Genomic DNA, 24152 nt, shown 5'->3' with positions numbered 1-24152 from the left:
GTGCGCGAGCGGCGCCCGTGAGGGGCGCGACAACCAATCGGTGCCGCCGGGGGCCGGGGCGGCACCGTAGACGCTAATCACCGCCTCATTCTTTGACAAGCTGTCAAGTGGCCACGTGCGTACGGTGCTATGCGGCGGCGTCGAAACGTATCCGCGACCTCTTGACAGGGCTAAGCTGCGAAGCGAGGCCCCAGCCCCCGGCAGCGATGATCTGTTCCGCCCCGGGAGGCCCGTCGTGATCGTCTCGTTCGTCATCCTGGCCGTTGCTCTGCTCGGCCTCGGATTTCTGAATCCCATGTGGTGGGTGGCTGCAGCCGTGCTGATTTTCGGAGCTGTCCACTACGGACGGGGTGACAGGGGCAGCCGGGATCAGCGCGGCAATCCCGAGTACCGCGACTACCGGGACCGCAGGGATCGTCAAGACCGCTGGGACCGCCGCTACCGACGCCAGCGCCAAGGACGCTGGAACCGCCGGGACCGCCGGGACCAACAACATCACCGGTGACGGTTACCGGCATCCGATACCCGAGCGTCTCAGGGTGAGGCAGGTTTCATGGGCCAGACAGTCAGGACCCAGGAAGACGAGAGGACACTGGCAGAAGAGGTGGCCTGAAGTGACGACGCGCTCTTGGAACTGGCCACCGCCGACGGCGAAACGCTCCCCGCGCCACTGCACAAGGCGTTGCCGCCGTGCTCTGCGGCGACTTCATGCGGAAAGCCGGCGGTGACATCCCGCACCGGTCACCAAGGCAACCGCCCAGAGGAGGCAAGCCCATGATCCAGTCAGCAGATGTCCGCGAGTGGCGCGACCGGGACGTCCTCGACATCGAAGGCCACAAGATCGGCATCCTCGAAGCGGTATACGTCGACACCACCACCGACGAGCCGGCCATGGCTACGGTGCGCACCGGGCTGCCGACCCGTCACCGGCTGCTCTTCGTCCCCCTGGACGAGGCGATCGTCGGACCCGACTACCTCAAAGTTCGCTACGCCAAGTCGCTGGTGCGCAAGGCCCCTTCGATCGGTACGGACGACGTGCTGCCGGCCGAGCAGGAGGCGGCGGTCTTCCAGCACTACGGCCTGACCTATGAGCCGGGCACCCGCGGCGAGCGACAACTTGCCCGCCGCTGACCACACCAAGCTGCCACTCGGCGGGCCGAGACGCTCACCGCCGGCCACGCTGCAAGGAGAAACATCGTGACGTCATCCGAAGTGTCCGGTCAGAAGCGGACCGGCGGTGCCGCGACCCGGCGCTCGGCGGAGAACCAGACGCTGTCCACCGCGGGTCGGGCGGGCTTCTCCGCGCGGGGAGTCGTGTACGTCCTCATCGGCGCCCTGGCCATCCAGATGGCGCTCGGCAGCGGCGGCAAGTCAGCCGACCGGCAGGGCGCGCTGGCGAAGATCGCGGAACAGCCCTTCGGGAAGATCATGTTGTGGGTGCTGGCCGTGGGATTTGGCTGCATGGCCCTGTGGCGTGCCTCCCGTGCGGTGCTGACCCGGGGCCCTGACCGCAAGACTCCCTCCCGACTGCTCGACGGCGGCCGGGCGCTCTTCTACGGCTTCATCTGCTGGGCCACCGCCACCTACGCCGCCGGCAGCGGCCAGGGATCCAGCGGCAACGCGAAGTCCAAGGACTGGACGGCATCCGTACTGAAACTGCCCTACGGGCAGATCCTCGTGGCCGCTGGAGGATGCCTCCTGGTCGGGGTCGGCACGGTGCTCGCGATCCAGGCGGCCAGGCGCAAGTTCCTGCGCCAGCTGGACACCGCCGTCATGAGCCCCCGCACGAAACAGATCGTCACCGGCCTCGGCGTCAGCGGTGGCGTGGCACGTGGCATGGTGTTCGCCGCCGCCGGGATCTTCGTCCTGACAGCGGCCGTCCAATTCGATGCCGACGAGGCCAAAGGCATGGACGGCACACTCCGCAGCTTCACCGACACCCCGATGGGGCCGTGGCTGCTGGTCGCTGTCGCCATCGGACTGATCCTCTTCGGCGTCTTCTCCTTCGCCTCCGCCCGCTGGCGCCGACTGTGAACGATGACTCGAACCCGCAACGATTGCGTTGTTGACGTGGTCCCCGACAGACATGGACTGAGCCGATGAAGGCCGGCCGGCAGTCCTCCTGGCGTCGGCTGAACGGATCACAGCGCTGAACGGATCACAGCGCTGAACGGATCACAGCGCTGAACGGATTACAACGACGAGAACCCGCTCAGTGTGTGGATCACCGCCCTAAGCCATACGGCCTCCGTGGCCCCCCGGCGAGTGATGGAACGGCCGACCTGCCGTGGGCTTGCGGTCGGACCAGGGCCCCGCAGTGCGCGCACAGTTGTTGGGGCCAGCGGTCCTGCCAGGCCCGCCAGATCTGCACGTGCAGGATCACCAGGAGGGACGCGGCGAGGGAGACGGTGCCGAGCGACAGCGCGAGCATGGCCACGATCTGCTCGGTGACCCCTTGGGGCCCGGTGCCGGGTGTGCCGAAGGCGCTCTGCCTCAGGAGCAGGCAGGTGGTGAGCGCGATCCATCCCGCGGCGATCAGCCCGGCGGCCCACGGGGCGTGGTCGGCGCAGTGTTCGTGCCGCGTGCGGCGGGGCGGCAAGTAGCCCGACAGCCGCTCCGTGTGGACCGCGCAAGCCATCCCGCTCGTCTGAAGCGATCGACGCTCCGTCACCCGCGGGCCAGGCACGGTGACTCCACAGGGTCAGGATGTCGATCCCCGTGTTCAACACCACCAGGAGCCCGCTCGTGTTCAGCACGAGCCGCTTCACACCATCGGCCATGGACAAGGATCAGAGCATGCGCCCCGTTCCGAACAGAGGCGTCCCGGCAGGCCGCGCGAGAGTCCGCCAGAGCATCAGCGGTCGGTGACGGTTGGGGGCGCTCCGTTCAGCGGGTCATGCGTGAGGACTACGGCGGCATTGCGTACTGAGGTGCCGGGCGCCGACCGTCACGCGTTGGCGCTGCGGGGGTGGGTGGAGTCCGTACTCAGGGTGAAGGTTCGGGGCGGCAGCGGCTCCAGCCACGGAGTGCTGGTCTTGTCCTGGATCTCCAGGCCGAAGACGAGATCGGTGAAGTCGGCATGTCCCGTGCCGTCGCTGCAGCTGAAGCGGTAGGAGGCGCCGGGGTTCAGGTCGACGAGCAGACCGGCGTTGCCCCTCCACATCTGAGGCTCCCCGTCCCCGCCTCGCCAGCAGTTCCAGACTTGCAGCGTCGACGTGGCGGTGGGCTTGATCAGCGGCTCCAGGTACACCACCGGCGGCGCCGAGTCGGCCCACAGGCAGACGCCCGACGACCGGGAGCCGTTGACGAGCAGATCGCCTTCCGAAAGTTCCAGACACACGCCTTGGGGCGGTTTGTCTACGGAGGAGGTGAAGGCAATGGCCAGCCTCGACGTCGCCCACTTCATGGAGATACCGAAGGCGAGGTGCACCGTCTTGCCTTCGAACTCCACCGGTTGACCGTCCGAAACGCGGAACGCCTGGTCGATCTTCGGCTTACGGACACGCTTCTCAGGCATGTGAACCTCCGGTGGTTCAAGTCCCCGCTCCAACGGCGGGTGCGGCCTCTGCGCGGCGGCGCGTGTCCGTCCGACGCAGGGGCCTGGTGTCTGATCCGTGTCGTGCGTATTCGGCCCAGGGAACAGGAGCGCGCGGCCGGAAGGAGGAGCGGCTGACCCGCTCAGGCCGGAGCGCCGTCTTTGAGGCGCACCACCGCGCAGCCGAGCTCGCGCTGCATCCTCGCCGTGAGCGGACGGCCCTCGAAGGTGCCGACGAGGGCGCGGGCGACGTCGCGCACCGTGAGGCCGCAGTGATCGGCCAGATCAGCGAGAAAGTCCCTGGCGCGTTCGCTGGAACAGGGCACGAGCGCCATGACCACGCCCTGAGCCCGCATGGTGACCGCACGCCTGCGCAGCCGTCGGCGCAGTTCCACGTTCTCCGAGCGAAGAGTCGCGACCTCGCCGGCAGGACTGCTCTCGTGCCAGACGAGCGACTCTTTTCGAGACCAGCGCTCCTCGTACGTCCTCAATGTGCGCTGCATGACACACCTTGCTCGGTCATTTTCGCGGAGCCGGGGGCTGGGGCCAGTCCTCCCACCGTAGTCCTGTCGTCACTCAGCGGCTACCTTCGGGCAGAGATCCCGATCAGGGAACCGTCGAACGAACCCTCAGCGCCACCGGATTGAGCCTGCCCGGGTCGCGGAACACGCTGACGCCGACCTCGCCAAGAACGGCAAGCCGGCACCTGGACAGCAGCGTGGGCCCGGCCGGCGAGAGCCGCCCAGGGTGCGACGCAATCTGCGATCCCTGCTGTGACGGAACCAGGCCGACGTCGTCATCGGATGTCAAATGTGCTGCACCTGGGCGTCTTCGGACCGGCAACGGTTCCGTCACGGCAAGGATCTTTCGATTACCCGTGTTCCTCCGCAGCCCCCGTCGTTGGTACGTACGGGGGAGTGGCGGCCTGTGTTCATCTCCCCTGCCAACTCGTCGGCGCACCAGCCCAGATCGAGTGGGAAGTGCCCATTCCCAGCGGGAGGACCAACAGTCGTGGCCGTGACCGAGCCGGCGCCCGCGGCGGTTTCCGCGGCGCAGTCCGCAGCACACCAGGGAGCACAAGAGGGAGCGCACGAGGGGATCCTGCGACGCCAGGCGGCGCGCGAATCGTCGGCGCGCACCTATGCGCGCGCCCTGCCGATCGTCCCGGTGCGGGCGCGCGGCCTGACGATCGAGGGCGCCGACGGACAGCGTTACCTCGACTGCCTCTCGGGTGCGGGGACCCTGGCCCTCGGGCACAACCACCCGGTCGTGCTCGAGGCGATCAGAAAGGTCCTCGACTCGGGGGCACCGCTGCACGTCCTCGATCTGGCCACGCCGGCCAAGGACGCCTTCACCACCGAGCTGTTCCGCACGCTGCCCCGCGGACTCGCGGACCGGGCGCGGATCCAGTTCTGCGGACCCGCCGGTACGGACGCGGTGGAGGCCGCGCTCAAACTCGTGCGTACGGCCACCGGGCGCGACGGCATGCTCGCCTTCACCGGCGCCTACCACGGGATGACGGCAGGGGCGCTCGAAGCATCCGGCGGCGCTTCGGACGTACGCGTCGCGCGCCTGCCCTATCCGCAGGACTACCGCTGCCCGTTCGGCATCGGCGGTGCGGGCGGCGCCGAGCTCGCGGCCCGCTGGACCGAGAGCCTCCTCGACGACACCAAATCGGGAGTGGCGCAGCCGGCCGGGATGATCCTCGAACCGGTGCAGGGCGAGGGCGGTGTGATCCCCGCCCCCGACGCGTGGCTGCGCCGGATGCGCGCGATCACCGCCGCTCGCTCGATCCCGCTCATCGCGGACGAGGTCCAGACCGGCGTCGGGCGCACCGGCGCCTTCTGGGCCGTCGAGCACAGTGGCGTCGTCCCGGACGTGATGGTGCTGTCCAAGGCCATCGGCGGCAGCCTGCCCCTGGCCGTCGTGATCTACCGCGACGACCTCGACGTCTGGCAGCCCGGCGCCCACGCGGGTACCTTCCGCGGCAACCAGCTCGCCATGGCCGCGGGCACGGCCACCCTCGCGTACGTCCGTGAGAACGGCCTCGCGGAGCGCGCGGGAGTCCTGGGCGCCCGCATGCTCACCCAGCTGCGGTCCCTGGCCGCCGAGCATCCCTGCATCGGCGATGTCCGGGGCAGAGGCCTGATGATCGGCGTCGAGCTCGTGGACCCGGCTGCCGCGGACCGGTTCGCCCCGGCTGCCGCGGATCAATTCGACACGGCTGCCGCCGACCAATTCGACCCGGCTGCCGCGGACCAGCCCGGCCCGGGCGGCACGGGCCTCCCCGACCCTGCCGGATCCGCCGACCACCTCGCCCTGGACCGCTCCCGACGTCCGCTTCCCCCGGCACCCGCACTCGCTGCCGTGGTGCAACGAGAGTGCCTGCGCCGCGGGCTCATCGTCGAGCTGGGCGGACGGCACTCCAGCGTCGTACGCCTCCTTCCTCCTCTGACCATTACGGACGAGCAAGCGGCCGCGATCCTGGACCGCCTCGCCGACGCGATCTCCGCGGCGGCGCGTCCGCACAGCGGATAGCCACGCCGGACCAGAGCCGTCCCGTGTACGGCCCCAAGACATCAGCACAGCTCCAGCCCGTCACCCCGGAGCCCGAACGACTTCACAAGGAAGCCCTCTTGAACGCCACCCCCGCATCCGACGGCCCACCCCACTCCCACGTCCCAGGCGCGTGCGGCAAGCAATCCTCGCTGGTGGCGGAGCCCGGTACGGTCCCCCGGCAGAAGGGAGGCCGACAGAGCGAGCAGCTGCGAGGCGCGACCGCCGACCTCTTGGAGCACCCGGATCCGTACACCGCCGCGCAGGTGGCGGCCATCGAGAACCTCCTGCGCTGCTGGGTACGCGAGAACAACTTCCCCGCCCCCGAGCAGGGCGTCCTGCGCATCCCGCTCGACGCCAGCGGCACCGCTCTCCTCGTCCCTGTGTACTACTGGTCGGCCACGGGCTGGCACCGGTTCGGCCTCCCGTACCTGGAGGACGGCCCCCAGAGCGCGCCCCCGGCCGACGCCGTCACCGTCGCCGCCCTCCTGGGCCGCGAGACGGGCCGGCGGAGCGCGGCCGCCGGTACCAGTACGGGCACCACCACCGGCATCAGCACCGACGGCGATGGCGACGGCGACGAGCGAGTCGAGGCAGGCGACCTCGTCGGCCGCGTCGCCGACTCCGTGCGGCGCACCGCCACCTTCATCGCCGACCGCAGGAACACCCCCGGCGACGAGCCCGACCTCTTCCTCGCCGCCGAGCAGTCCTTGCTCCTCGGCCACCCCCTGCACCCCACCCCGAAGAGCCGCGAAGGACTCTCCGACACCGAATCCCGGCTCTACTCACCGGAGTTGCGCGGCGCCTTCGCCCTGCACTGGCTCGCCGTCGCACCCTCCGTGCTCGCCGCGGACACGGCCTGGACCGAGCGTGGCCGCAGCCTCCCGGCCGAACAGCTCATCGCCCGCCTCGCGGGCCCGGACCTGCCGCTGCCGGAAGGCCGCGCCGCCCTGCCCCTGCACCCGTGGCAGATCCGTGAGCTCAGGCACCGCCCCGCGACCGCCGCTCTCCTGGAAGCCGGGCTCCTGAAGGACCTCGGCCCCCACGGCGCACCGTGGTACCCGACCTCCTCCGTGCGCACCCTCTACCGCTCGGGTGCCGCAGCCATGCTGAAGCTCTCGCTCGGCCTGCGCATCACCAACTCCCGTCGTGAGAACCTCCGTAAGGAACTCCACCGAGGCGTCGAGGTCCACCGGCTCCTCCGCAGCGGCCTCGCCGAGCAGTGGCAGGCCGCTCACCCGGGATTCGACGTGATCCGCGACCCGGCCTGGCTCGCCGTGAACGGCCCCGACGGCGAGCCGGTCCCCGGACTCGACGTCATGATCCGGCACAACCCCTTCAGACCCGGCGACGACGTCACCTGCATCGCGGGACTCGTCTCGCCCCGGCCGTCACCGCAGTCCACCGGGCATGACCGCGCCCCCATGCGCTCCCGGCTCGGCGAGATCGTGACCCGCCTCGCCGGGCGGACGGGCCGTCCGCGGGGAGCAGTCGCCACGGAGTGGTTCCTGCGCTACCTGGAGAACGTCGTACGCCCCGTGCTCTGGCTGGACAGTGAGGCAGGTGTCGCCCTGGAGGCCCACCAGCAGAACACACTCCTGCTGCTCGACTCCGACGGCTGGCCGGTGGGCGGCCGGTACCGCGACAATCAGGGTTACTACTACCGCGAGTCCCGGCGCGCCGAACTCGAACGAAGGCTCCCCGGCATCGGTGAGCACAGCGACACGTTCGTGTCCGACGAAGTGGCCAACGAGCGCTTCGCCTACTACCTCGGCATCAACAACGTCCTCGGCCTCATCGGAGCCCTCGGCGCCGAATGCCTGGCCGACGAGCGGCTGTTGCTCGCGGCGTTCCGACGCTTCCTCGGTGATGTCGCCTCCGGTCCTGCTTCGCTGCGTACGCCCTTGGCCTCCCTGCTTCTCGACTCTCCCGTGCTGCGGTGCAAGGCCAACCTGATGACCCGGCTTCGCGGGCTCGATGAGCTCGAGGGCCCCGTCGACACCCAGTCCGTCTACGTCTCCATCGCCAACCCCCTTCATTCCTGAGGAACATGACCCACCGTTTCTGAGAGGAGCGACGCCGTGCCTCTGCCTGATGCGAGCGCCGACGCCGGAACCGAGACCGCCCCCGAGTCCGTTGCCGAGTCCGCCACCGCCGACAGGGCAGACATCCAGGACACCCTGGACCTGCGCCTCCCGGACGAACTCGTCGCCCTGTTCGGCGCGAGTGACGCGAGTGAGTCAGTCGACGATCTGCTCGACAACGTCGCCGGCTGGGGCCCGGCGACCACCTCTGCCGGTGTCTTCCAACTCGTCTCCGTACGTGTCGAACGCGACCTCCCTCTCATCAGCCGGTGGATGAACGACCCCGCCGTGGCGGCGTTCTGGGAGCTGGCAGGCCCCGATGCCGTCACGGAGGCTCATCTGCGCGACCAGATCGACGGTGACGGGCGCAGCGTCCCCTGCCTGGGTGTCCTGGACGGCACGCCGATGAGCTACTGGGAGGTCTACCGCGCGGACCTCGACGCCCTGGCCCGCCACTATCCGGCCCGCCCGCACGACACCGGTCTCCATCTCCTCATCGGCGGTGTCGCCGACCGTGGCCGGGGGCTCGGCACCTCCCTGCTGAGAGCGGTCGCCGACCTCGTGCTCGACCATCGAGCCGCATGCGCACGCGTCGTCGCAGAACCCGACCTCCGCAACACCCCCTCCGTCTCCGCGTTTCTGAGCGCCGGCTTCCGCTTCTCCGCCGAGGTGGATCTCCCCGACAAGCGCGCGGCGCTCATGGTCCGTGACCGGGCCCTGCGCGCGGTGCTCTGACCCGCTCACCCCCAGCGCTCACCCTCAGTACACCGCTCGACCTGATCCGGTTCCCTCCCTGAGGAGTTCCCGTGCCGAATCCATCCGTCCCCCCGACGCCCCGAGAACCGTCCGTCCTCTCCGACCCGCCTCTCTCCGACCCGCCTCTCTACGACCCACCCGAACTGACCCCGGAGAGATGGGCGAGGGCCGGGCGCCGTCTCCTCGCGAAAATGGTCGGTGAGTTCGCCTATGAGGAGATCATCGAGCCCGCCCCCGCAGGGCCGGGCAAGACGGACGGTTACAGCCTCCGTCTCGATGAGGACGACGGGGGCCATGGGAACCACGGACAGGGCAGGGACCACGGACAGAGCAGGGACGACGGACACGAGCCCCCGACGGCGGCCCCCCGTCTCCTCTTCCGCGCACACCGCGGCTCGTACGACAGCTGGCGCGTCGACCCGGACAGCCTGGCCCTGGCCGAGGGAGACGGACCACCGCTCCCCTTCAGCGACCCCCTCCGTTTCCTCGCCCGAGCCCGCCGCACCCTGGGAATCGACGGCGCCACGCTCGGCCACCTCATCCGCGAGCTGACCGTCACGCTCTCCGCCGACGCCCGGCTCGACCGGACCGCCCTCACCGCGGCGCAGCTCGCCGACCTCGACTACGCGGAACTCGAAGGGCATCAGACCGGCCACCCCTGGCTCGTCCTCAACAAGGGCCGCATCGGTTTCTCCGCGAGCGACACCGCCCGCTGGGCACCCGAGGCCCGCCTCACCGCGCGGCTCCCCTGGATCGCGGTCCACACCGACCTCGCCGCCTACCGGGGCGTCACCGGTCTGGACACGGCGGAGAAGCTCTACACGCGTGAACTCACCCCCGCCACAAGGGAGTCCTTCGCAGGCATACTCAGGGCACGCGGCCTCGACCCGCATGCCTATCTCTACTTGCCGGTGCACCCCTGGCAGTGGGACGACATCGTCCTGCCCCTCTTCGCCCCCTCCGTCGCCGCGGGAATGATCGTCCCCCTCACCACCGACGGCGACCTGCGACTGCCCCAGCAGTCCATTCGTACGTTCCTGAACCTGTCCCGGCCCGACCGGCACACCGTCAAGCTGCCGCTGTCGATCCTCAACACCCTCGTGTGGCGCGGACTCCCGACCGAGCGCACCCTGGCCGCCCCCGCCGTCACCGCCTGGATGCACGCGCTGCGCGACGCGGATCCCTTCCTGCGTGACGAATGCCGGATGATCCTGCTCGGCGAGGTCGCATCGGTGACCGTCGAGCACCCGCTGTACGAAGGGCTGCCCGAGGTCTCCTACCAGTACAAGGAACTGCTCGGTGCGATCTGGCGCGAGCCGATCACCCGGTATCTCGCGCCCGACGAGCGCGCCCGCACGCTTGCCTCCTTGTTGCACACCGATCCGCACGGCAAGGCTTTCGTCGCCGAGCTGGTCGAGCGCTCGCGTCTCGCCCCCGAGGTGTGGCTGCGGCACTTCTTCGCCGCCCTGCTCCCTCCGCTCCTGCAGTTCCTGTACCGGTACGGCACGGTGTTCTCCCCGCACGGGGAGAACACCATCGTCGTCTTCGACGACAAGGACGTACCCGTGCGGCTCGCGGTGAAGGATTTCGTCGACGACGTCAACGTCAGCGCCGAAGCCCTCCCGGAGCACGCGTCGATGCCGGACGGCGTCCGGGACGTCCTGCTCACCGAACGTTCCGACTTCCTGACGCAGTTCATCCACTCGGGGCTCTTCGTGGGTGTCTTCCGCTATCTCGCCCCGCTGTGCCACGAGCAGTTGGGCATCTCGGAGAGCGCCTTCTGGTCCCTCGTCCGTGCCGAGATCCTCCGCCATCAGGCGCGCGCCCCGCAGCTCAAGGAGCGATACGAGATGTTCGACCTGCTCACCCCCCGCATCGAGCGGCTGTGCCTCAATCGCAACCGGCTCCACCTCGACGGGTACCGGGACCGCCCCGAACGCCCGCATGCCGCCGTGCACGGGAGCGTGCCGAACCCTCTTCATCAGCCTTGACCGGAGGATTGTCAGTGGAGACCCGTAGGGTGGTCGCGCTATGACAAAGCCCTCCCTTCCCGAGCTCCTGCACGCCGCCGTCACCGCCGTCGGCGGCACGGAGCGCCCTGGCCAGGTGACGATGGCCGAGACCGTCGCCGAGGCGATCGACGACGGCTCCCACCTGCTGATCCAGGCCGGTACCGGCACGGGCAAGTCCCTCGGCTATCTGGTGCCCGCCCTCGCGCACGGCGAGCGTGTGGTGGTCGCGACCGCCACGCTGGCGCTGCAGCGCCAGCTCGTGGAGCGCGACCTGCCGCGGACGGTGGACGCCCTGCATCCCCTGCTGCGGCGCCGGCCGCAGTTCGCCATGCTCAAGGGCCGCTCGAACTACTTGTGCCTGCACCGCCTCCACGAAGGAGTGCCGCAGGAAGAGGAGGAGGGGCCGGGCCTCTTCGACCAGTTCGAGGCCGCCGCCCCCTCCAGCAAGCTCGGCCAGGACCTGCTGCGGATGCGCGACTGGGCGGACGAGACCGAGACCGGCGACCGGGACGACCTCACTCCCGGCGTGTCCGACCGCGCCTGGTCCCAGGTGTCCGTCTCCTCCAGGGAGTGCCTGGGAGCGTCGAAGTGCGCGTATGGGGCGGAGTGCTTCGCCGAGGCGGCGCGTGAGCGGGCCAAGCTCTCCGATGTGGTGGTCACCAACCACGCGCTCCTCGCGATCGACGCCATCGAGGGCGCTCCCGTCCTTCCTCAGCACGAAGTGCTGATCGTGGACGAGGCCCATGAGCTGGTGTCCCGGGTCACCGGCGTCGCCACCGGTGAGCTCACTCCGGGCCAGGTCAACCGCGCGGTGCGCCGAGCCGCCAAGCTCGTCAACGAGAAGGTGGCCGATCAGCTCCAGACCGCGTCCGAAGGCTTCGAGCGAGTGATGGAGCTGGCCCTCCCCGGCCGTATCGAGGAGGTTCCGGAGGACCTCGGGTACGCGCTGATGGCCCTGCGTGACGCCGCCCGCACGGTCATCTCGGCGCTCGGCTCCACCCGGGACAAGTCGGTCCAGGACGAGGACTCGGTGCGTAAGCAGGCACTCGCGTCCGTCGAGTCGATCCACGACGTGGCGGAGCGCATTTCGAACGGCTCCGAGTGGGACGTCGTCTGGTACGAGCGTCACGACCGCTTCGGGGCGTCGCTGCGGGTGGCGCCCATGTCCGTGTCGGGCCTGCTCCGCGAGAAGCTCTTCAGCGACCGCTCCGTGGTCCTCACGTCCGCCACCCTCAAGCTCGGCGGCGACTTCAACGGAGTGGGAGCCTCCGTGGGGCTCGCCCCCGAGGGCACCGCGTCCGAGGACGCCCCTGCCTGGAAGGGCCTCGACGTCGGCTCGCCCTTCGACTACCGCAAGCAGGGCATTCTGTACGTCGCCCAGCATCTGGCCCGGCCCGGCCGCGAGGGCACGCGCAGCGACATGATCGACGAGCTGGCCGAACTGATCGAGGCGGCGGGCGGCCGCACGCTCGGTCTCTTCTCGTCCATGCGCGCCGCTCAGAACGCCGCCGAGGAGCTCCGTGGCCGGCTCGACATGCCCATCCTGCTGCAGGGCGAGGAGACGCTGGGCGAGCTGATCAAGAACTTCGCGGCGGACTCGCAGACCTGCCTGTTCGGGACGCTTTCGTTGTGGCAGGGCGTCGATGTGCCGGGTGCGAGCTGCCAGTTGGTGGTCATGGACAAGATCCCCTTCCCGCGTCCCGACGACCCGCTGATGAGCGCGCGCCAGAAGGCGGTCGACGACGGTGGCGGTAACGGCTTCATGGCCGTCGCCGCGACGCACGCGGCGCTCTTGATGGCGCAGGGCGCGGGCCGCCTTGTGCGGGCCTCGGCGGACCGTGGAGTGGTCGCCGTCCTGGACCCCCGGCTCGCCACGGCTCGGTACGGCAGTTATCTGAAGGCCTCGCTGCCTGATTTCTGGTACACGACGGACCGCAATCAGGCGCGCCGTTCGCTGGCCGCGATCGACGCGGCGGCGAAGGCGACGGTCACGATCACGGCCGCCGACGAGGACAAGGCCGCTGAGGAGGACAAGGCAGCCGACGAGGCCAAGGCCGGTGGCGAGGACTCGGCCGACGAGGAGTAGCCCGCGTACGGCCCTCAGGCGCACGTACGTACGACCCTCGGACCGCAGGGGCCCCGGACGCAGCAGGGCCCCGGAACCGGCGCAGTTGGTTCCGGGGCCCGGTCAGGGGCGGGGGCTCACACCCGCCGCAGCACCGCCACGACCTTGCCGAGGATCGTTGCCTCGTCACCGGGGATGGGCTGGTACGCGGAGTTGTGAGGCAGCAACCACACGTGTCCGTCCTCGCGCTTGAACCGCTTGACCGTCGCCTCGCCGTCGAGCATGGCGGCGACGATGTCGCCGTTCTCCGCGACGGGCTGGCGGCGGACCGTCACCCAGTCCCCGTCGCAGATCGCGGCCTCGATCATCGAGTCGCCGACGACCTTGAGGACGAACAGCTCACCGTCGCCGACGAGCTGCCGGGGGAGCGGGAAGACGTCCTCCACCGACTCCTCGGCGAGGATCGGACCACCGGCGGCGATGCGGCCGACCAGCGGCACGTACGAAGCGGCGGGCTTGCCTGCCGTGTCCGTGGGCTGGCTGCTCGGCTGGTCGGAGCCGCGCACCTCGTACGCACGCGGGCGGTGCGGGTCACGGCGCAGGAAGCCCTTCCGCTCCAGGGCCATCAGCTGATGGGCGACCGACGAGGTGCTGGAGAGGCCTACCGCCTGCCCGATCTCCCGCATCGACGGCGGGTACCCCCGCCGCTGCACCGAGTCCCTGATGACCTCGATGACACGGCGCTGCCGGTCGGTGAGTCCCGAGCTGTCGGCGCGGATTCCAGGAGGTCGGCCCGGTAGGGAGCGGGTGGGCTTGGGGCCCTCCTGGTTCGTGTCTGCGTCATTCATGGCATGCACCGGCTCGAGTCGGCTCTGGCGGTCCTGGGCGGTGATGGTGGCGCTGTCTGCGGTGGTGGTCACGTCGGTCGGCCCCTCTCGAGAATGTTCTCCCTAGTTAGCCAACGGTAGTTGCTTTCGAAAGGTTGCGCCAAACACACGTTCGAGTGAAAAATCGCAGAATGCCTACTGCGATCATGCGTCTGGGTGTATGGCTAACGTTCGAGCCGAATGGCATTTCGGTTGATTACGGTACGCTTCACCGCCGAGGTCGCGGCCCCCTCGGCGGGGCTCCCATACTGCCACTCGCCGCCCGGTCGGACCGGCACCGCCCCCTTCCTGTGTGGCGCGCGAGGCGGGCTCGTAACCTTCCGCGAGGCGGGCTCGTAACCTTCACGGCAGGCCGTGGGTGCGCGACACGCGATGGGGCCGGATTTGCGGCCAAACCCCAGATCTAGTGGTTGGATTGCGGCCACGGCCCAGAAGTTGTGGTCCCCGGTCTTTTCAGGCCTCGGGCATCGCCTATGCTTGGGGCTGCTTCGAGGGCCTCACGGGCCTGGTGAGGCCTACGAGTCGTGTCTTGAAGGAGGGTTGGGAGTTCCATGCACTGCCCCTTCTGCAGGCACCCCGACAGTCGCGTCGTCGACAGTCGCACCACCGATGACGGAACGTCGATCCGCAGGCGCCGTCAGTGCCCCGACTGCTCGCGTCGATTCACGACCGTCGAGACGTGCTCACTGATGGTGGTCAAGCGCAGCGGCGTGACCGAGCCTTTCAGCCGTACGAAGGTGATCAACGGCGTACGCAAGGCGTGCCAGGGGCGGCCGGTGACCGAGGATGCCCTCGCCCTGCTCGGACAGCGGGTCGAAGAGGCGGTGCGGGCCACCGGGAGTGCCGAACTGACCACGCACGACGTGGGTCTGGCCATACTCGGTCCGCTGCAGGAGCTGGACCTGGTGGCCTACCTGCGCTTCGCGTCCGTCTATCGGGCGTTCGACTCTCTCGATGACTTCGAGGCTGCCATCGGGGAGCTGAGGGACCAGCGGGAAACGCGGCTCGACGACGAGTCGCCCGGCGCCGACGGCGAGCGCGGCGCGAATGACTGCGGGCCCGGAGGGACTGTCGAAGTCCCGGTGCCCGCCACTGCCACCGACTGACCCGCGCAGCGGTCTACGGCGGCACACACAGACCTGCTTGCGGGGCGCCTTTGCGGGCTCCGCGGCACCGGACAACACCGTGTCACGGGAACATCGTGGCACTTCAGGGCGTTTTAGCCTGATACAGGGAGGCGGCATGACCGAGACGACGAGCGGCCCGGCACGAGGTTCCCGCGCCAAGGGATCCAAGGCCAGCAAGGGTCTGCGTATCGAGCGCATCCATACGACGCCCGGCGTGCATCCGTACGACGAGGTGGTCTGGGAGCGCCGAGACGTCGTCATGACCAATTGGCGCGACGGCTCGGTCAACTTCGAGCAGCGTGGCGTCGAGTTCCCCGACTTCTGGTCGGTGAACGCGGTCAACATCGTCACCAGTAAGTACTTCCGCGGGGCCGTTGGCACCCCGCAGCGCGAGACCGGCCTCAAGCAGCTGATCGACCGCATCGTGAAGACGTACCGGAAGGCCGGCGAGGACTACAACTACTTCGCGTCGCCCGCCGACGCCGAGATCTTCGAGCACGAGCTGGCGTACGCCCTCCTGCACCAGATCTTCAGCTTCAACTCGCCGGTCTGGTTCAACGTGGGCACGCCCCAGCCGCAGCAGGTCTCCGCCTGCTTCATCCTGGCCGTGGACGACTCCATGGACTCGATCCTCGACTGGTACAAGGAAGAGGGGATGATCTTCAAGGGCGGCTCCGGCGCCGGCCTGAACCTCTCCCGCATCCGTTCCTCGAAGGAGCTCCTTTCCTCCGGCGGCAACGCCTCGGGACCGGTCTCCTTCATGCGCGGTGCCGACGCGTCCGCGGGAACGATCAAGTCGGGTGGCGCCACGCGCCGCGCGGCGAAGATGGTCATCCTCGACGTCGACCACCCCGACATCGAGGGCTTCATCGAGACCAAGGTGAAGGAAGAGGAGAAGATCCGCGCCCTGCGTGACGCGGGCTTCGACATGGACCTGGGCGGCGACGACATCACGTCCGTCCAGTACCAGAACGCCAACAACTCGGTCCGCGTGAACGACACGTTCATGAAGGCGGTCGAGACGGGCGGCAAGTTCGGCCTCACGTCCCGCATGACGGGCGACGTCATCGAGGAGGTCGACGCCAAGTCGCTCTTCCGCAAGATGGCCGAGGCCGCCTGGGCCTGCGCCGACCCCGGCATTCAGTACGACGACACCATCAACGCCTGGCACACCTGCCCGGAGTCCGGCCGGATCAACGGCTCGAACCCGTGCAGCGAGTACATGCACCTGGACAACACGTCCTGCAACCTCGCCTCGCTGAACCTGATGAAGTTCCTGAAGGACGACGGCCTGGGCAACCAGTCCTTCGAGGCCGACCGCTTCGCGAAGGTCGTCGAGCTCGTCATCACCGCGATGGACATCTCCATCTGCTTCGCGGACTTCCCGACCCAGAAGATCGGCGAGAACACCCGCGCCTTCCGTCAGCTCGGCATCGGTTACGCCAACCTCGGCGCCCTGCTGATGGCGACCGGCCACGCCTACGACTCGGACGGCGGCCGCGCGCTGGCCGGTGCCATCACATCGCTGATGACCGGCACCTCGTACAAGCGTTCCGCCGAGCTCGCCGCGGTCGTCGGCCCGTACGACGGCTACGCCCGCAACGCCACGCCGCACAAGCGCGTCATGAAGCAGCACTCCGACGCCAACGGCACGGCGACCCGCGTCGACGACCTGGACACGCCGGTCTGGGCCGCCGCCACGGAGGCCTGGCAGGACGTGCTCCGCCTCGGTGAGAAGAACGGCTTCCGTAACTCCCAGGCGTCGGTCATCGCCCCGACCGGCACCATCGGTCTCGCGATGTCCTGCGACACCACCGGCCTCGAGCCGGACCTCGCCCTGGTCAAGTTCAAGAAGCTCGTCGGCGGCGGCTCGATGCAGATCGTCAACGGCACCGTGCCGCAGGCGCTGCGTCGCCTGGGCTACCAGGAGGAGCAGATCGAGGCGATCGTCGCCCACATCGCCGAGAACGGCAATGTGACCGACGCCCCGAGCCTGAAGACCGAGCACTACGAGATCTTCGACTGCGCGATGGGCGAGCGCTCCATCTCCGCGATGGGTCACGTCCGGATGATGGCGGCCATCCAGCCGTGGATCTCCGGCGCGCTCTCCAAGACGGTCAACCTCCCGGAGTCCGCCTCCGTCGAGGACGTCGAAGAGGTCTACTACGAGGCCTGGAAGATGGGCGTCAAGGCGCTCGCCGTCTACCGCGACAACTGCAAGGTCGGCCAGCCCCTCTCCGCCAAGAAGAAGGAGCAGGAGAAGGCCGCGGTCACCGAGAAGGCCGAGGACACGATCCGCACCGCGGTCGAGAAGGTGGTCGAGTACCGCCCCGTCCGCAAGCGCCTCCCCAAGGGCCGCCCGGGGATCACCACCTCCTTCACGGTGGGTGGCGCCGAGGGCTACATGACCGCCAACTCCTACCCGGACGATGGTCTCGGCGAGGTCTTCCTGAAGATGTCCAAGCAGGGTTCGACCCTCGCGGGCATGATGGACGCCTTCTCGATCGCCGTCTCCGTGGGCCTGCAGTACGGCGTTCCGCTGGAGACGTACGTCTCGAAGTTCACGAACATGCGCTTCGAGCCGGCCGGCATGACGGACGACCCGGACGTGCGGATGGCGCAGTCGATCGTCGACTACATCTTCCGCCGCCTGGCGCTGGACTTCCTGCCCTTCGAGACCCGTTCCGCGCTCGGCATCCACTCGGCCGAGGAGCGTCAGCGTCACCTGGACACCGGTTCGTACGAGCCGTCCCTCGACGGCTCCGACACGGACGCCGAGGGTCTGGGCCTGGCCGCCCCGCAGCCCGAGGTCCTGAAGCCGGTCGCCGTGCCGAAGACGGCCGAGGCGGAGAAGCCCGCTCCGCAGCAGGCGCACACCAGCGCCGAGCTCGTCGAGATGCAGCTGGGCATCCAGGCCGACGCGCCGCTGTGCTTCTCCTGCGGGACGAAGATGCAGCGTGCCGGTTCCTGCTACATCTGCGAGGGCTGCGGCTCGACCAGCGGTTGCAGCTGAGCGGTTCGGTTCTGGCTGAGCGGTTGTAGGAGCTGAACGCCGCACCTGCCGGGAGCTTCGGGCGCGGCCCGGAGTGAAGCCTGAACGCCAAGGGCGGTGGTGCCGAGAAATCGGTGCCACCGCCCTTGGCGTTTCTGGTGACGCGAAGACCTGGTGCTGTCTCCGGGAGCCGTCCTCAGATCTTGGTCCCCATCACCGCGGCGAACGACGTCGGGTCGGCGTCGAATCCGCGGATGATCTCGCGGAAGGACCATGCGCCCGACTCGTTCCGGGTGAACTCCGCGATCGTCGCGGCCGTGTGCCCGGAGACCGCGGAGAGGTCGTTCTCCGCGAGGTCGGTGTGTCCGGTGCGGATGCGCACCGCGGTGTTCGGGATGTCGCCGAACACCTTCTCCCCCTCGTGATGAGGCTGTATGGCCACACCGACCACCACGCGCGCGTACGAGGCCGCGAGCCGGTCGAGCTCAAGCGTCATGACCTCGTCGAAGCCGAAGCCCTGGCCCGTCTGGCTGTCCCTGTTGAGGGTGATGGTCCCGTCGGGGGCGCGGCTGTCGAAGTGCACCAGGTACACGGGGCTGTCGTACGGAGCGTCCGCCAAGTAGGTCGCGGCGATGATGTCGAGATCATTCGGCGGTGCACCGGCGGGGCTCGGGTCCCATTTGAGCCCCACTTCGACCTTTTCGATCCCCTTGCTGACACTGCTCACAGAGCTTCCCCTCCTCGTGTACCGGCTGACGCTGACGCATCGGGCATGTCCGCGCGGCACGTCCTACGGACACGCTACGGCGTATGACCGACATCACTGAAGTTTCCTGGTCGGTAGGGCTGTTGGGCTGCCGGGGGCATTTCTGGTGGCGTGCGTCCGTGGGTGCGTAGATCATGGGCCCCATGACATGGAACGGGGAAGAACTGGACATCGAGGCCTACTTCGCCAGGATCGGCTACGGGGGAGAGGCGAAGCCCGACTTCGACACGCTCCGCGCGCTCCACCGGGCGCATGTGGCCTCGATCCCCTTCGAGAACCTGGAGATGATGCTCGGCCGGCCCGTACCGCTGGACCTGGCGGCGCTGCAGGACAAGCTGGTGCGGCAGCGCAGAGGCGGCTACTGCTACGAGCAGAACCTTCTGTTCGCTGCGGCTCTGGAACGTACCGGCTTCGCCGTCACGGGACTCGGCGCGCGGGTCAGAGTGGGCGCCTCGTCGCGTCGCGCGGTGACGCACATGCTCCTGAAGGTCGAGGCGGGCGGGCGGCAGTGGCACTGTGACGTCGGTTTCGGCGCCGAGGGGCTGCTCGAACCGATCCCCATGGGGGACGGGGACGACGTACCGCAGAACATGCGACAAGGAGAGTGGCGGTTCGGGATCGTCCAGGAGGCGAACGGCGTACGGGTGTTGCGGACCGAGCACGCGGACGGATGGTTCGATCTCTACGAATACACCTTGGAAGAACGCCTTCCCGTCGACTACGTAGTGATGAACCACTACACATCGACCCACCCCAAGTCGTCGTTCATCCGCCGTCCCGTGCTCCAGAGGGCCGCTCCGGATGTGCGCCGCACATTGGTCGGTGAGCGTCTGACGGTGACGCGACCGGACGGCACGACGGACGAACGCGACGTATCCGTCGATGAGTTGAGCGAGGTTATCGCCCGCGAGTTCGATATTGAACTCGGCGCCGATGACTGCGCCGAGCTGATCCGGGAGCACTACGCCGGAGCGTGACCCGGGCCACGCTCGGCGGCCGTACGATGGCGCGGTGCTGGTCAAGTGGATTCGCTGCACCGTGGTGGACCGACGGGGGTTCGAGCGGGGGCAGCGAAAGTGGGCGGGGCTTCTGGGGGAGCCGGGGTTCCGGGGACAGGGTGGAGGGTGGAGCCGTGAGCGGCCGGGCGTGGCGCATGTCTTCGCCTTCTGGGAGAGCCGGGCTTTCTACGACTCCTTCATGGCGCGCTCCCACGACCGGCTGGCCGCAGCACAGGCGGGCACTTTCAAGGACATCCAGAGCAAGCTGTTCGACCACCGTTTCGACGTGAAGACAGGATTTGAGCCGCGCTTCGCGGACGCCGACGTGGTGCGGGTGGCGCACTGCCGGGTCCATGAGGCGCGGGTGGAGCACTTCGCGCTGATGCAGGAGAAGGTCTGGAACCCGGCGATGGCGGGCTCTCCCGGGATGGTGCGCGGGCTCTTCGGTGAGGCGCCGGGGCACGAGTTCCTCGTCCTCTCGATGTGGCTGTCGGCCGCCGAGCACGGCAAGTACCGCAGGGAACGGGTGGAACGCCTCTCGCTGCGCGCCCAGACGGAGGCCGACGTCGCTGCGCTGGCCGGTGACATCGTGGAACTGGAGCCGTCGTGGACGGTGTGACGCGTCGTGCGGGGTGACCTGCTGCGGCGCTGGTGCGGGTGGGGGTGGCGGGTGGCGGTACGGGTAGTGGCCGTATGCGCCGGATGGAGCTCGGACGGCCGACCGGTTGGGCCGTCCGGCAGGGGGCGATCTAGGGTTTCCGTATGGCACGTCCGCGGCGCATCTTCCTTGTCCGACACGGCGAGTCGGCCGGAAACGCCGACGACACCGTGTACGAACGCGAACCCGACCACGCCCTGGCGCTCACCGAGAAGGGGTGGCGGCAGGCGGACGAGACGGGCGAGCAGCTCCGGGGCGCCGTCGGCGTGGAGCGGGTGAGTGTGTACGTCTCGCCCTATCGCCGCACCCATGAGACCTTCCGGGCCATGCGGCTCGACCCCGACCTTGTGCGGGTGCGCGAGGAGCCGCGGCTGCGGGAGCAGGACTGGGGAAACTGGCAGGACAGGGACGACGTCAGGCTCCAGAAGGCGTACCGCGACGCGTACGGACACTTCTTCTACCGTTTCGCCCAGGGAGAGTCGGGGGCCGACGTGTACGACAGGGTGGGCGCGTTCCTGGAGAGCCTTTACCGGAGCTTCGAGGCGCCGGACCACCCGCCGAACGTCCTCCTCGTCACCCATGGCCTGACCATGCGCCTGTTCTGCATGCGCTGGTTCCACTGGTCGGTGGCGGAGTTCGAGTCGCTGTCCAACCCCGGGAACGGCGAGATGCGGACGCTGGTGCTCGGCGACGACGGCAAGTACACACTGGATCGCCCGTTCGAACGCTGGCGCGAACCGGAACCGTACGGCGTCACCGGATAGAGTGGCAGGGCGATGACCGCTGACTCCTCTCCCGACCGGCGCCTGGCCCGCGCTCTGGCCAGCCTGCGTGGACTGGCGGTGGGGGACGCGCTGGGCTCACAGTTCTTCGTGCCCGCGAACTACCCGCTGCTGAAGCGCCGGGAAGCGCCCCCAGGCCCCTGGCAGTGGACCGACGACACCGAGATGGCCTGCTCCGTGCTCGCGGTCCTGGTCCGTCACGACCGGATCGACCAGGACGCGCTCGCCCTGTCCTTCGCCGAGCACCATGACGTCGACCGCGGCTACGGCCCCGCCGTGAACCGGCTGCTCGCACAGGTCCGGGAGGGCGGTGACTGGCGGGAACTGGCCTCCGCGCTGTTCAAGGGGCAGGGCTCCTGGGGGAACGGCGCCGCCATGCGGATCGCGCCGCTCGGCGCCTGGTACGCGGATGATCCGGAGCAGGCGACACACCAGGCGGAGATCTCCGCCTACCCCACCCATCAGCACCGTGAGGCGGTCGTGGGAGCCATGGCGGTGGCCGCCGCCGCGGCACTGGCCGCCGCCCCCGGTGGGCCGCCCGCGCCGAAGGCGCTGCTCGACGGCGTCATCGACCTCGTGCCCCGCAGCGCCGTGGGAGCGGGGCTCCGCCGGGCGCGGGACATGCTCGACTACGGGGACGCGGCTACGGTCGCCGCGGTCCTCGGCTGCGGCCGCCGTACGACGGCTCATGACACGGTGCCCTTCGCCCTGTGGTCGGCCGCCCGAGGCCTCGGCGCCTATGAGCGGGCCATCTGGTCCACCGCCCAGGTGGGCGGCGACATGGATACGACCTGCGCCATCGTGGGCGGAGTGGTTGCTTCCGGTGAGGGTGGTGCGCCCTTGGACGAGTGGCTGGAGCAGAGCGAGGCGTTGCCCGGCTGGGTTCCGGTCGCGGCGGGCTGACTTCGGGGGTTGCGGAATCCGGATTCCGGAGTCCGAGGTTCCGGGTTTCCGGGCCTTCCGGGTTCTGGGGCGACTGTCACGGTCATGCCACAGCCGGGCCGATTCGGGGGGCGTCATCGGCCTCGCGGCTACTCTTTCCGGCAGGCCGCGAGTTGATCATGACTTGTGTGTCCTCAACGAGATGCCGGTCGCCCGGCGGCCCCGCCACGCGTGCGTGCCGTCTGCTGCACGTGCGGACCGGCCGGGAGGGGGTCCCGTGTCCGATACACCGTCTACGTCGTCTACACCGTCCACGTCGTCCACGCCGTCCACGCCTGTGCCGTCAGGCAGTGGCAGCGAGAGGGAGAGCGAAGAGCCCAAGGACGCCGTGCCCGGCCTCCGTGCCGCTGCGGCGAGCCCAGGGCCGCCTGCCGACTGGGCGTACCCGGCGGGCTCCGTGGGCAAGCCCGAGCCGTTCCTGGCCGATCTGCGGGCCGAGCCGCCCGCTCCGGTCCGGACGGGAACGCTCGGCGCGGTGCTCGCCACCGGCCTGCTGAGCATGGTGCTGCTCGGCGACGGGCTCGCACTCAATCTGCTGATCGTCGCCGTGCCGGCCGCGCTCGCCGCGTACTTCGCCGCCGAACAGGCCGGTCGCAGGCCGCGCCCCTGGACGCTGGTCTGGGCGATCGGTGGCCTCGGGCTGCTTGCCGTGCCCGCCTTGCGGGACGCGGGCTGGCCTTCGTTCCTCGCCATCGTCTCCGCCGTCGCGCTCGGCTCGCTCGCCCTGCACGGCTGCCGCACCTGGCCCGGTGTCCTGCTCGGCCCGCTCGGGCTCTTCGACGCGGTGCTCTCCGGCCTGGGCTGGGGTTGGCGCGGTGCACGGAGCCGCGCGAGCGGGTCACGGAGCGGGCCCGTGCTGCGGGCGGTCGCGGTGACCGCCGTGCTGCTGCTGGTCTTCGGCGCGCTGTTCGCCGGGGCCGACGCCGCCTTCGCGGGGCTCCTCGGCGACCTGATGCCCGACGCCTCCGTCTCCGAGGGGCCGTGGCGCGTGCTGCTCTTCGCGGCCGGTGTCGTCGGAGCGCTCGCCGCGGCACACACCGCTGCCGCGCCCGTGCGCTGGGACCGGCTCGTCGTGGGTCCTGGCCGGGAGCGGGGCCGCATGGAGTGGGCGCTGCCGCTGATCGTCCTGAACCTGCTGTTCGCGGCGTTCAACGTGGTCCAGCTTGCCGTGCTCTTCGGTGGCTACGACGCGGTCCTGGAGAAGACAGGCCTCTCGTACTCGGAGTACGCACGCCAGGGCTTCTGGCAGCTGCTGCTCGCCACGCTGCTCACCCTGGTCGTCATCGTCGTCGCCCTGCGCTGGGCGCCGCGTGACGGGTCACGCGACCGGGGTCTGGTGCGGGCCGTGCTCGGTACGCTCTGCGCCCTCACGCTCGTCGTCGTGGCGTCGGCGGTGCGCCGCATGGACATGTACGTCGATGCGTACGGCCTGACCCGGCTGAGGGTCTCGGTCGTGGCCGTGGAGCTCTGGCTCGGCCTGATCGTCGTATTGATCATGGCGGCGGGGGTGTGGGGCGCCCGCTGGCTGCCGCGCGCCGTCGCCGCCAGTGCCGCGGCCGGTGTGCTGGCCTTCGGGATCCTCTCGCCCGACGCACTCATCGCCGAGCGCAATGTCCAGCGCTACGAGGACACCGGGAAGTTCGATCTGGAGTACGCGCGCGGCCTGTCCGCCGATGCCGCCCCGGCCGTCGACGGGCTGCCGGAGCCGCTGCGCTCCTGCGCCCTTGAGGGCATCGCGAACGGCCTCGGTTCCGAGCGTGGCCCTTGGTATGCCACCAGCCTGGGCGAGGCGCGGGCCAGGGACATCATCGAGAAACGGTCGCCGGAAGTTCCCCCGGAGGGCTGCGAACGATCCGGCAGCCGGGAGACCTCGTACCGCTGAGGCGCGCCCCGGGGGGGGGGGGGGGGGGGGGGGGGGGGGGGGGGGAGGGGGGGGGAGAGGGGGGGGGGGGGGGGGGGGGGGGGGGGGGGGGGGGGGGGCCCCTCCAACGG

General features: G+C 69.6%; 20 protein-coding genes. 15 read left to right on the top strand and 5 right to left on the bottom strand.

Annotation, left to right across the window (positions count from 1 at the left end):
* Positions 1–235: 235 nt before the first annotated feature.
* From ACZ5CR_RS02710 to ACZ5CR_RS02700, 3 genes are all read left to right on the top strand, one after another.
* Positions 236–505 (top strand): hypothetical protein, encoded by a 270-nt coding sequence (locus ACZ5CR_RS02710; protein ID WP_468852866.1) that lies wholly within the window; start codon positions 236–238, stop codon positions 503–505.
* A gap of 269 nt (positions 506–774) precedes the next feature.
* Positions 775–1131 (top strand): PRC-barrel domain-containing protein, encoded by a 357-nt coding sequence (locus ACZ5CR_RS02705; RefSeq protein ID WP_468852864.1) that lies wholly within the window; start codon positions 775–777, stop codon positions 1129–1131.
* A gap of 63 nt (positions 1132–1194) precedes the next feature.
* Complete coding sequence (locus ACZ5CR_RS02700; RefSeq protein WP_468852989.1) at positions 1195–2034, top strand: DUF1206 domain-containing protein; 840 nt, start codon at positions 1195–1197, stop codon at positions 2032–2034.
* A gap of 190 nt (positions 2035–2224) precedes the next feature.
* Here the strand turns inward: ACZ5CR_RS02700 and ACZ5CR_RS02695 are convergent, their stop codons facing one another.
* From ACZ5CR_RS02695 to ACZ5CR_RS02685, 3 genes are all read right to left on the bottom strand, one after another.
* Entirely contained in the window at positions 2225–2638 is a 414-nt protein-coding gene (locus ACZ5CR_RS02695) for a hypothetical protein (protein WP_468852861.1), read from the bottom strand.
* Between the two features lie 309 nt (positions 2639–2947).
* Positions 2948–3517, bottom strand: coding sequence for a hypothetical protein (locus ACZ5CR_RS02690; protein WP_468852860.1), 570 nt, complete (start codon positions 3515–3517; stop codon positions 2948–2950).
* Between the two features lie 161 nt (positions 3518–3678).
* A complete protein-coding gene (locus ACZ5CR_RS02685; RefSeq protein ID WP_468852859.1) occupies positions 3679–4038 on the bottom strand; it encodes an ANTAR domain-containing protein in 360 nt (119 codons plus the stop codon).
* A 508-nt stretch (positions 4039–4546) separates the two neighbouring features.
* Here ACZ5CR_RS02685 and ACZ5CR_RS02680 point away from each other — a divergent pair.
* The 5 genes from ACZ5CR_RS02680 (at position 4547) to ACZ5CR_RS02660 (ending at position 13029) form a co-directional block, all read left to right on the top strand.
* Entirely contained in the window at positions 4547–6073 is a 1527-nt protein-coding gene (locus ACZ5CR_RS02680; protein ID WP_468852857.1) for a diaminobutyrate--2-oxoglutarate transaminase family protein, read from the top strand.
* Positions 6074–6171: 98 nt separating this feature from the next.
* Positions 6172–8136, top strand: coding sequence for an IucA/IucC family protein (locus ACZ5CR_RS02675; protein WP_468852856.1), 1965 nt, complete (start codon positions 6172–6174; stop codon positions 8134–8136).
* Between the two features lie 36 nt (positions 8137–8172).
* A complete protein-coding gene (locus ACZ5CR_RS02670; RefSeq protein WP_468852854.1) occupies positions 8173–8910 on the top strand; it encodes a GNAT family N-acetyltransferase in 738 nt (245 codons plus the stop codon).
* A gap of 71 nt (positions 8911–8981) precedes the next feature.
* Positions 8982–10922, top strand: a complete 1941-nt coding sequence (locus ACZ5CR_RS02665; RefSeq protein WP_468852853.1) for an IucA/IucC family protein — start codon at positions 8982–8984, stop codon at positions 10920–10922.
* 40 nt (positions 10923–10962) lie between these two features.
* On the top strand, positions 10963–13029 hold the full coding sequence (locus tag ACZ5CR_RS02660; protein WP_468852852.1) for an ATP-dependent DNA helicase: 2067 nt from the start codon (positions 10963–10965) through the stop codon (positions 13027–13029).
* Between the two features lie 116 nt (positions 13030–13145).
* On the opposite strand, the gene lexA is transcribed toward ACZ5CR_RS02660, so the two are convergent.
* Positions 13146–13928 (bottom strand): transcriptional repressor LexA, encoded by a 783-nt coding sequence (lexA, locus tag ACZ5CR_RS02655; protein WP_383270716.1) that lies wholly within the window; start codon positions 13926–13928, stop codon positions 13146–13148.
* A 518-nt stretch (positions 13929–14446) separates the two neighbouring features.
* On the opposite strand from lexA, the gene nrdR reads away from it, so the two are divergent.
* Positions 14447–15001, top strand: a complete 555-nt coding sequence (nrdR, locus tag ACZ5CR_RS02650) for a transcriptional regulator NrdR (protein WP_468852851.1) — start codon at positions 14447–14449, stop codon at positions 14999–15001.
* A 136-nt stretch (positions 15002–15137) separates the two neighbouring features.
* Positions 15138–18035 (top strand): vitamin B12-dependent ribonucleotide reductase, encoded by a 2898-nt coding sequence (locus tag ACZ5CR_RS02645; protein WP_468852850.1) that lies wholly within the window; start codon positions 15138–15140, stop codon positions 18033–18035.
* Positions 18036–18210: 175 nt separating this feature from the next.
* Here ACZ5CR_RS02645 and ACZ5CR_RS02640 read toward each other — a convergent pair whose 3' ends face one another.
* Entirely contained in the window at positions 18211–18741 is a 531-nt protein-coding gene (locus tag ACZ5CR_RS02640; RefSeq protein ID WP_468852847.1) for a TerD family protein, read from the bottom strand.
* A 182-nt stretch (positions 18742–18923) separates the two neighbouring features.
* On the opposite strand from ACZ5CR_RS02640, the gene ACZ5CR_RS02635 reads away from it, so the two are divergent.
* From ACZ5CR_RS02635 to ACZ5CR_RS02615, 5 genes are all read left to right on the top strand, one after another.
* On the top strand, positions 18924–19757 hold the full coding sequence (locus ACZ5CR_RS02635; RefSeq protein ID WP_468852846.1) for an arylamine N-acetyltransferase family protein: 834 nt from the start codon (positions 18924–18926) through the stop codon (positions 19755–19757).
* Positions 19758–19791: 34 nt separating this feature from the next.
* Positions 19792–20397, top strand: coding sequence for a YdbC family protein (locus ACZ5CR_RS02630; RefSeq protein ID WP_468852844.1), 606 nt, complete (start codon positions 19792–19794; stop codon positions 20395–20397).
* A gap of 143 nt (positions 20398–20540) precedes the next feature.
* The gene (locus ACZ5CR_RS02625; RefSeq protein ID WP_468852841.1) at positions 20541–21200 is read left to right on the top strand and encodes a histidine phosphatase family protein; all 660 of its coding nucleotides are present in this window, start codon (positions 20541–20543) and stop codon (positions 21198–21200) included.
* A gap of 12 nt (positions 21201–21212) precedes the next feature.
* Positions 21213–22121 (top strand): ADP-ribosylglycohydrolase family protein, encoded by a 909-nt coding sequence (locus ACZ5CR_RS02620; protein WP_468852839.1) that lies wholly within the window; start codon positions 21213–21215, stop codon positions 22119–22121.
* Between the two features lie 181 nt (positions 22122–22302).
* Positions 22303–24042, top strand: coding sequence for a DUF4153 domain-containing protein (locus ACZ5CR_RS02615; protein ID WP_468852837.1), 1740 nt, complete (start codon positions 22303–22305; stop codon positions 24040–24042).
* Positions 24043–24152: the final 110 nt, after the last annotated feature.

It is taken from the genome of Streptomyces sp. NPDC031274, from assembly GCF_055570235.1.
This window is presented reverse-complemented; position numbering and strand designations above follow the sequence as displayed.

What these genes read in the sequence shown, in the direction of transcription:
- ACZ5CR_RS02625 (WP_468852841.1), top strand. Translation starts at nt 20,541, where the DNA reads ATGGCACGTCCGCGGCGCATCTTCCTTGTCCGACACGGCGAGTCGGCC.
- ACZ5CR_RS02705 (WP_468852864.1), top strand. Translation starts at nt 775, where the DNA reads ATGATCCAGTCAGCAGATGTCCGCGAGTGGCGCGACCGGGACGTCCTC.
- nrdR (WP_468852851.1), top strand. Translation starts at nt 14,447, where the DNA reads ATGCACTGCCCCTTCTGCAGGCACCCCGACAGTCGCGTCGTCGACAGT.
- ACZ5CR_RS02615 (WP_468852837.1), top strand. Translation starts at nt 22,303, where the DNA reads ATGCCGGTCGCCCGGCGGCCCCGCCACGCGTGCGTGCCGTCTGCTGCA.
- ACZ5CR_RS02685 (WP_468852859.1), bottom strand. Translation starts at nt 4,038, where the DNA reads ATGCAGCGCACATTGAGGACGTACGAGGAGCGCTGGTCTCGAAAAGAG.
- ACZ5CR_RS02695 (WP_468852861.1), bottom strand. Translation starts at nt 2,638, where the DNA reads ATGGCTTGCGCGGTCCACACGGAGCGGCTGTCGGGCTACTTGCCGCCC.
- ACZ5CR_RS02635 (WP_468852846.1), top strand. Translation starts at nt 18,924, where the DNA reads ATGACATGGAACGGGGAAGAACTGGACATCGAGGCCTACTTCGCCAGG.
- ACZ5CR_RS02620 (WP_468852839.1), top strand. Translation starts at nt 21,213, where the DNA reads ATGACCGCTGACTCCTCTCCCGACCGGCGCCTGGCCCGCGCTCTGGCC.
- ACZ5CR_RS02690 (WP_468852860.1), bottom strand. Translation starts at nt 3,517, where the DNA reads ATGCCTGAGAAGCGTGTCCGTAAGCCGAAGATCGACCAGGCGTTCCGC.
- ACZ5CR_RS02660 (WP_468852852.1), top strand. Translation starts at nt 10,963, where the DNA reads ATGACAAAGCCCTCCCTTCCCGAGCTCCTGCACGCCGCCGTCACCGCC.
- ACZ5CR_RS02645 (WP_468852850.1), top strand. Translation starts at nt 15,138, where the DNA reads ATGACCGAGACGACGAGCGGCCCGGCACGAGGTTCCCGCGCCAAGGGA.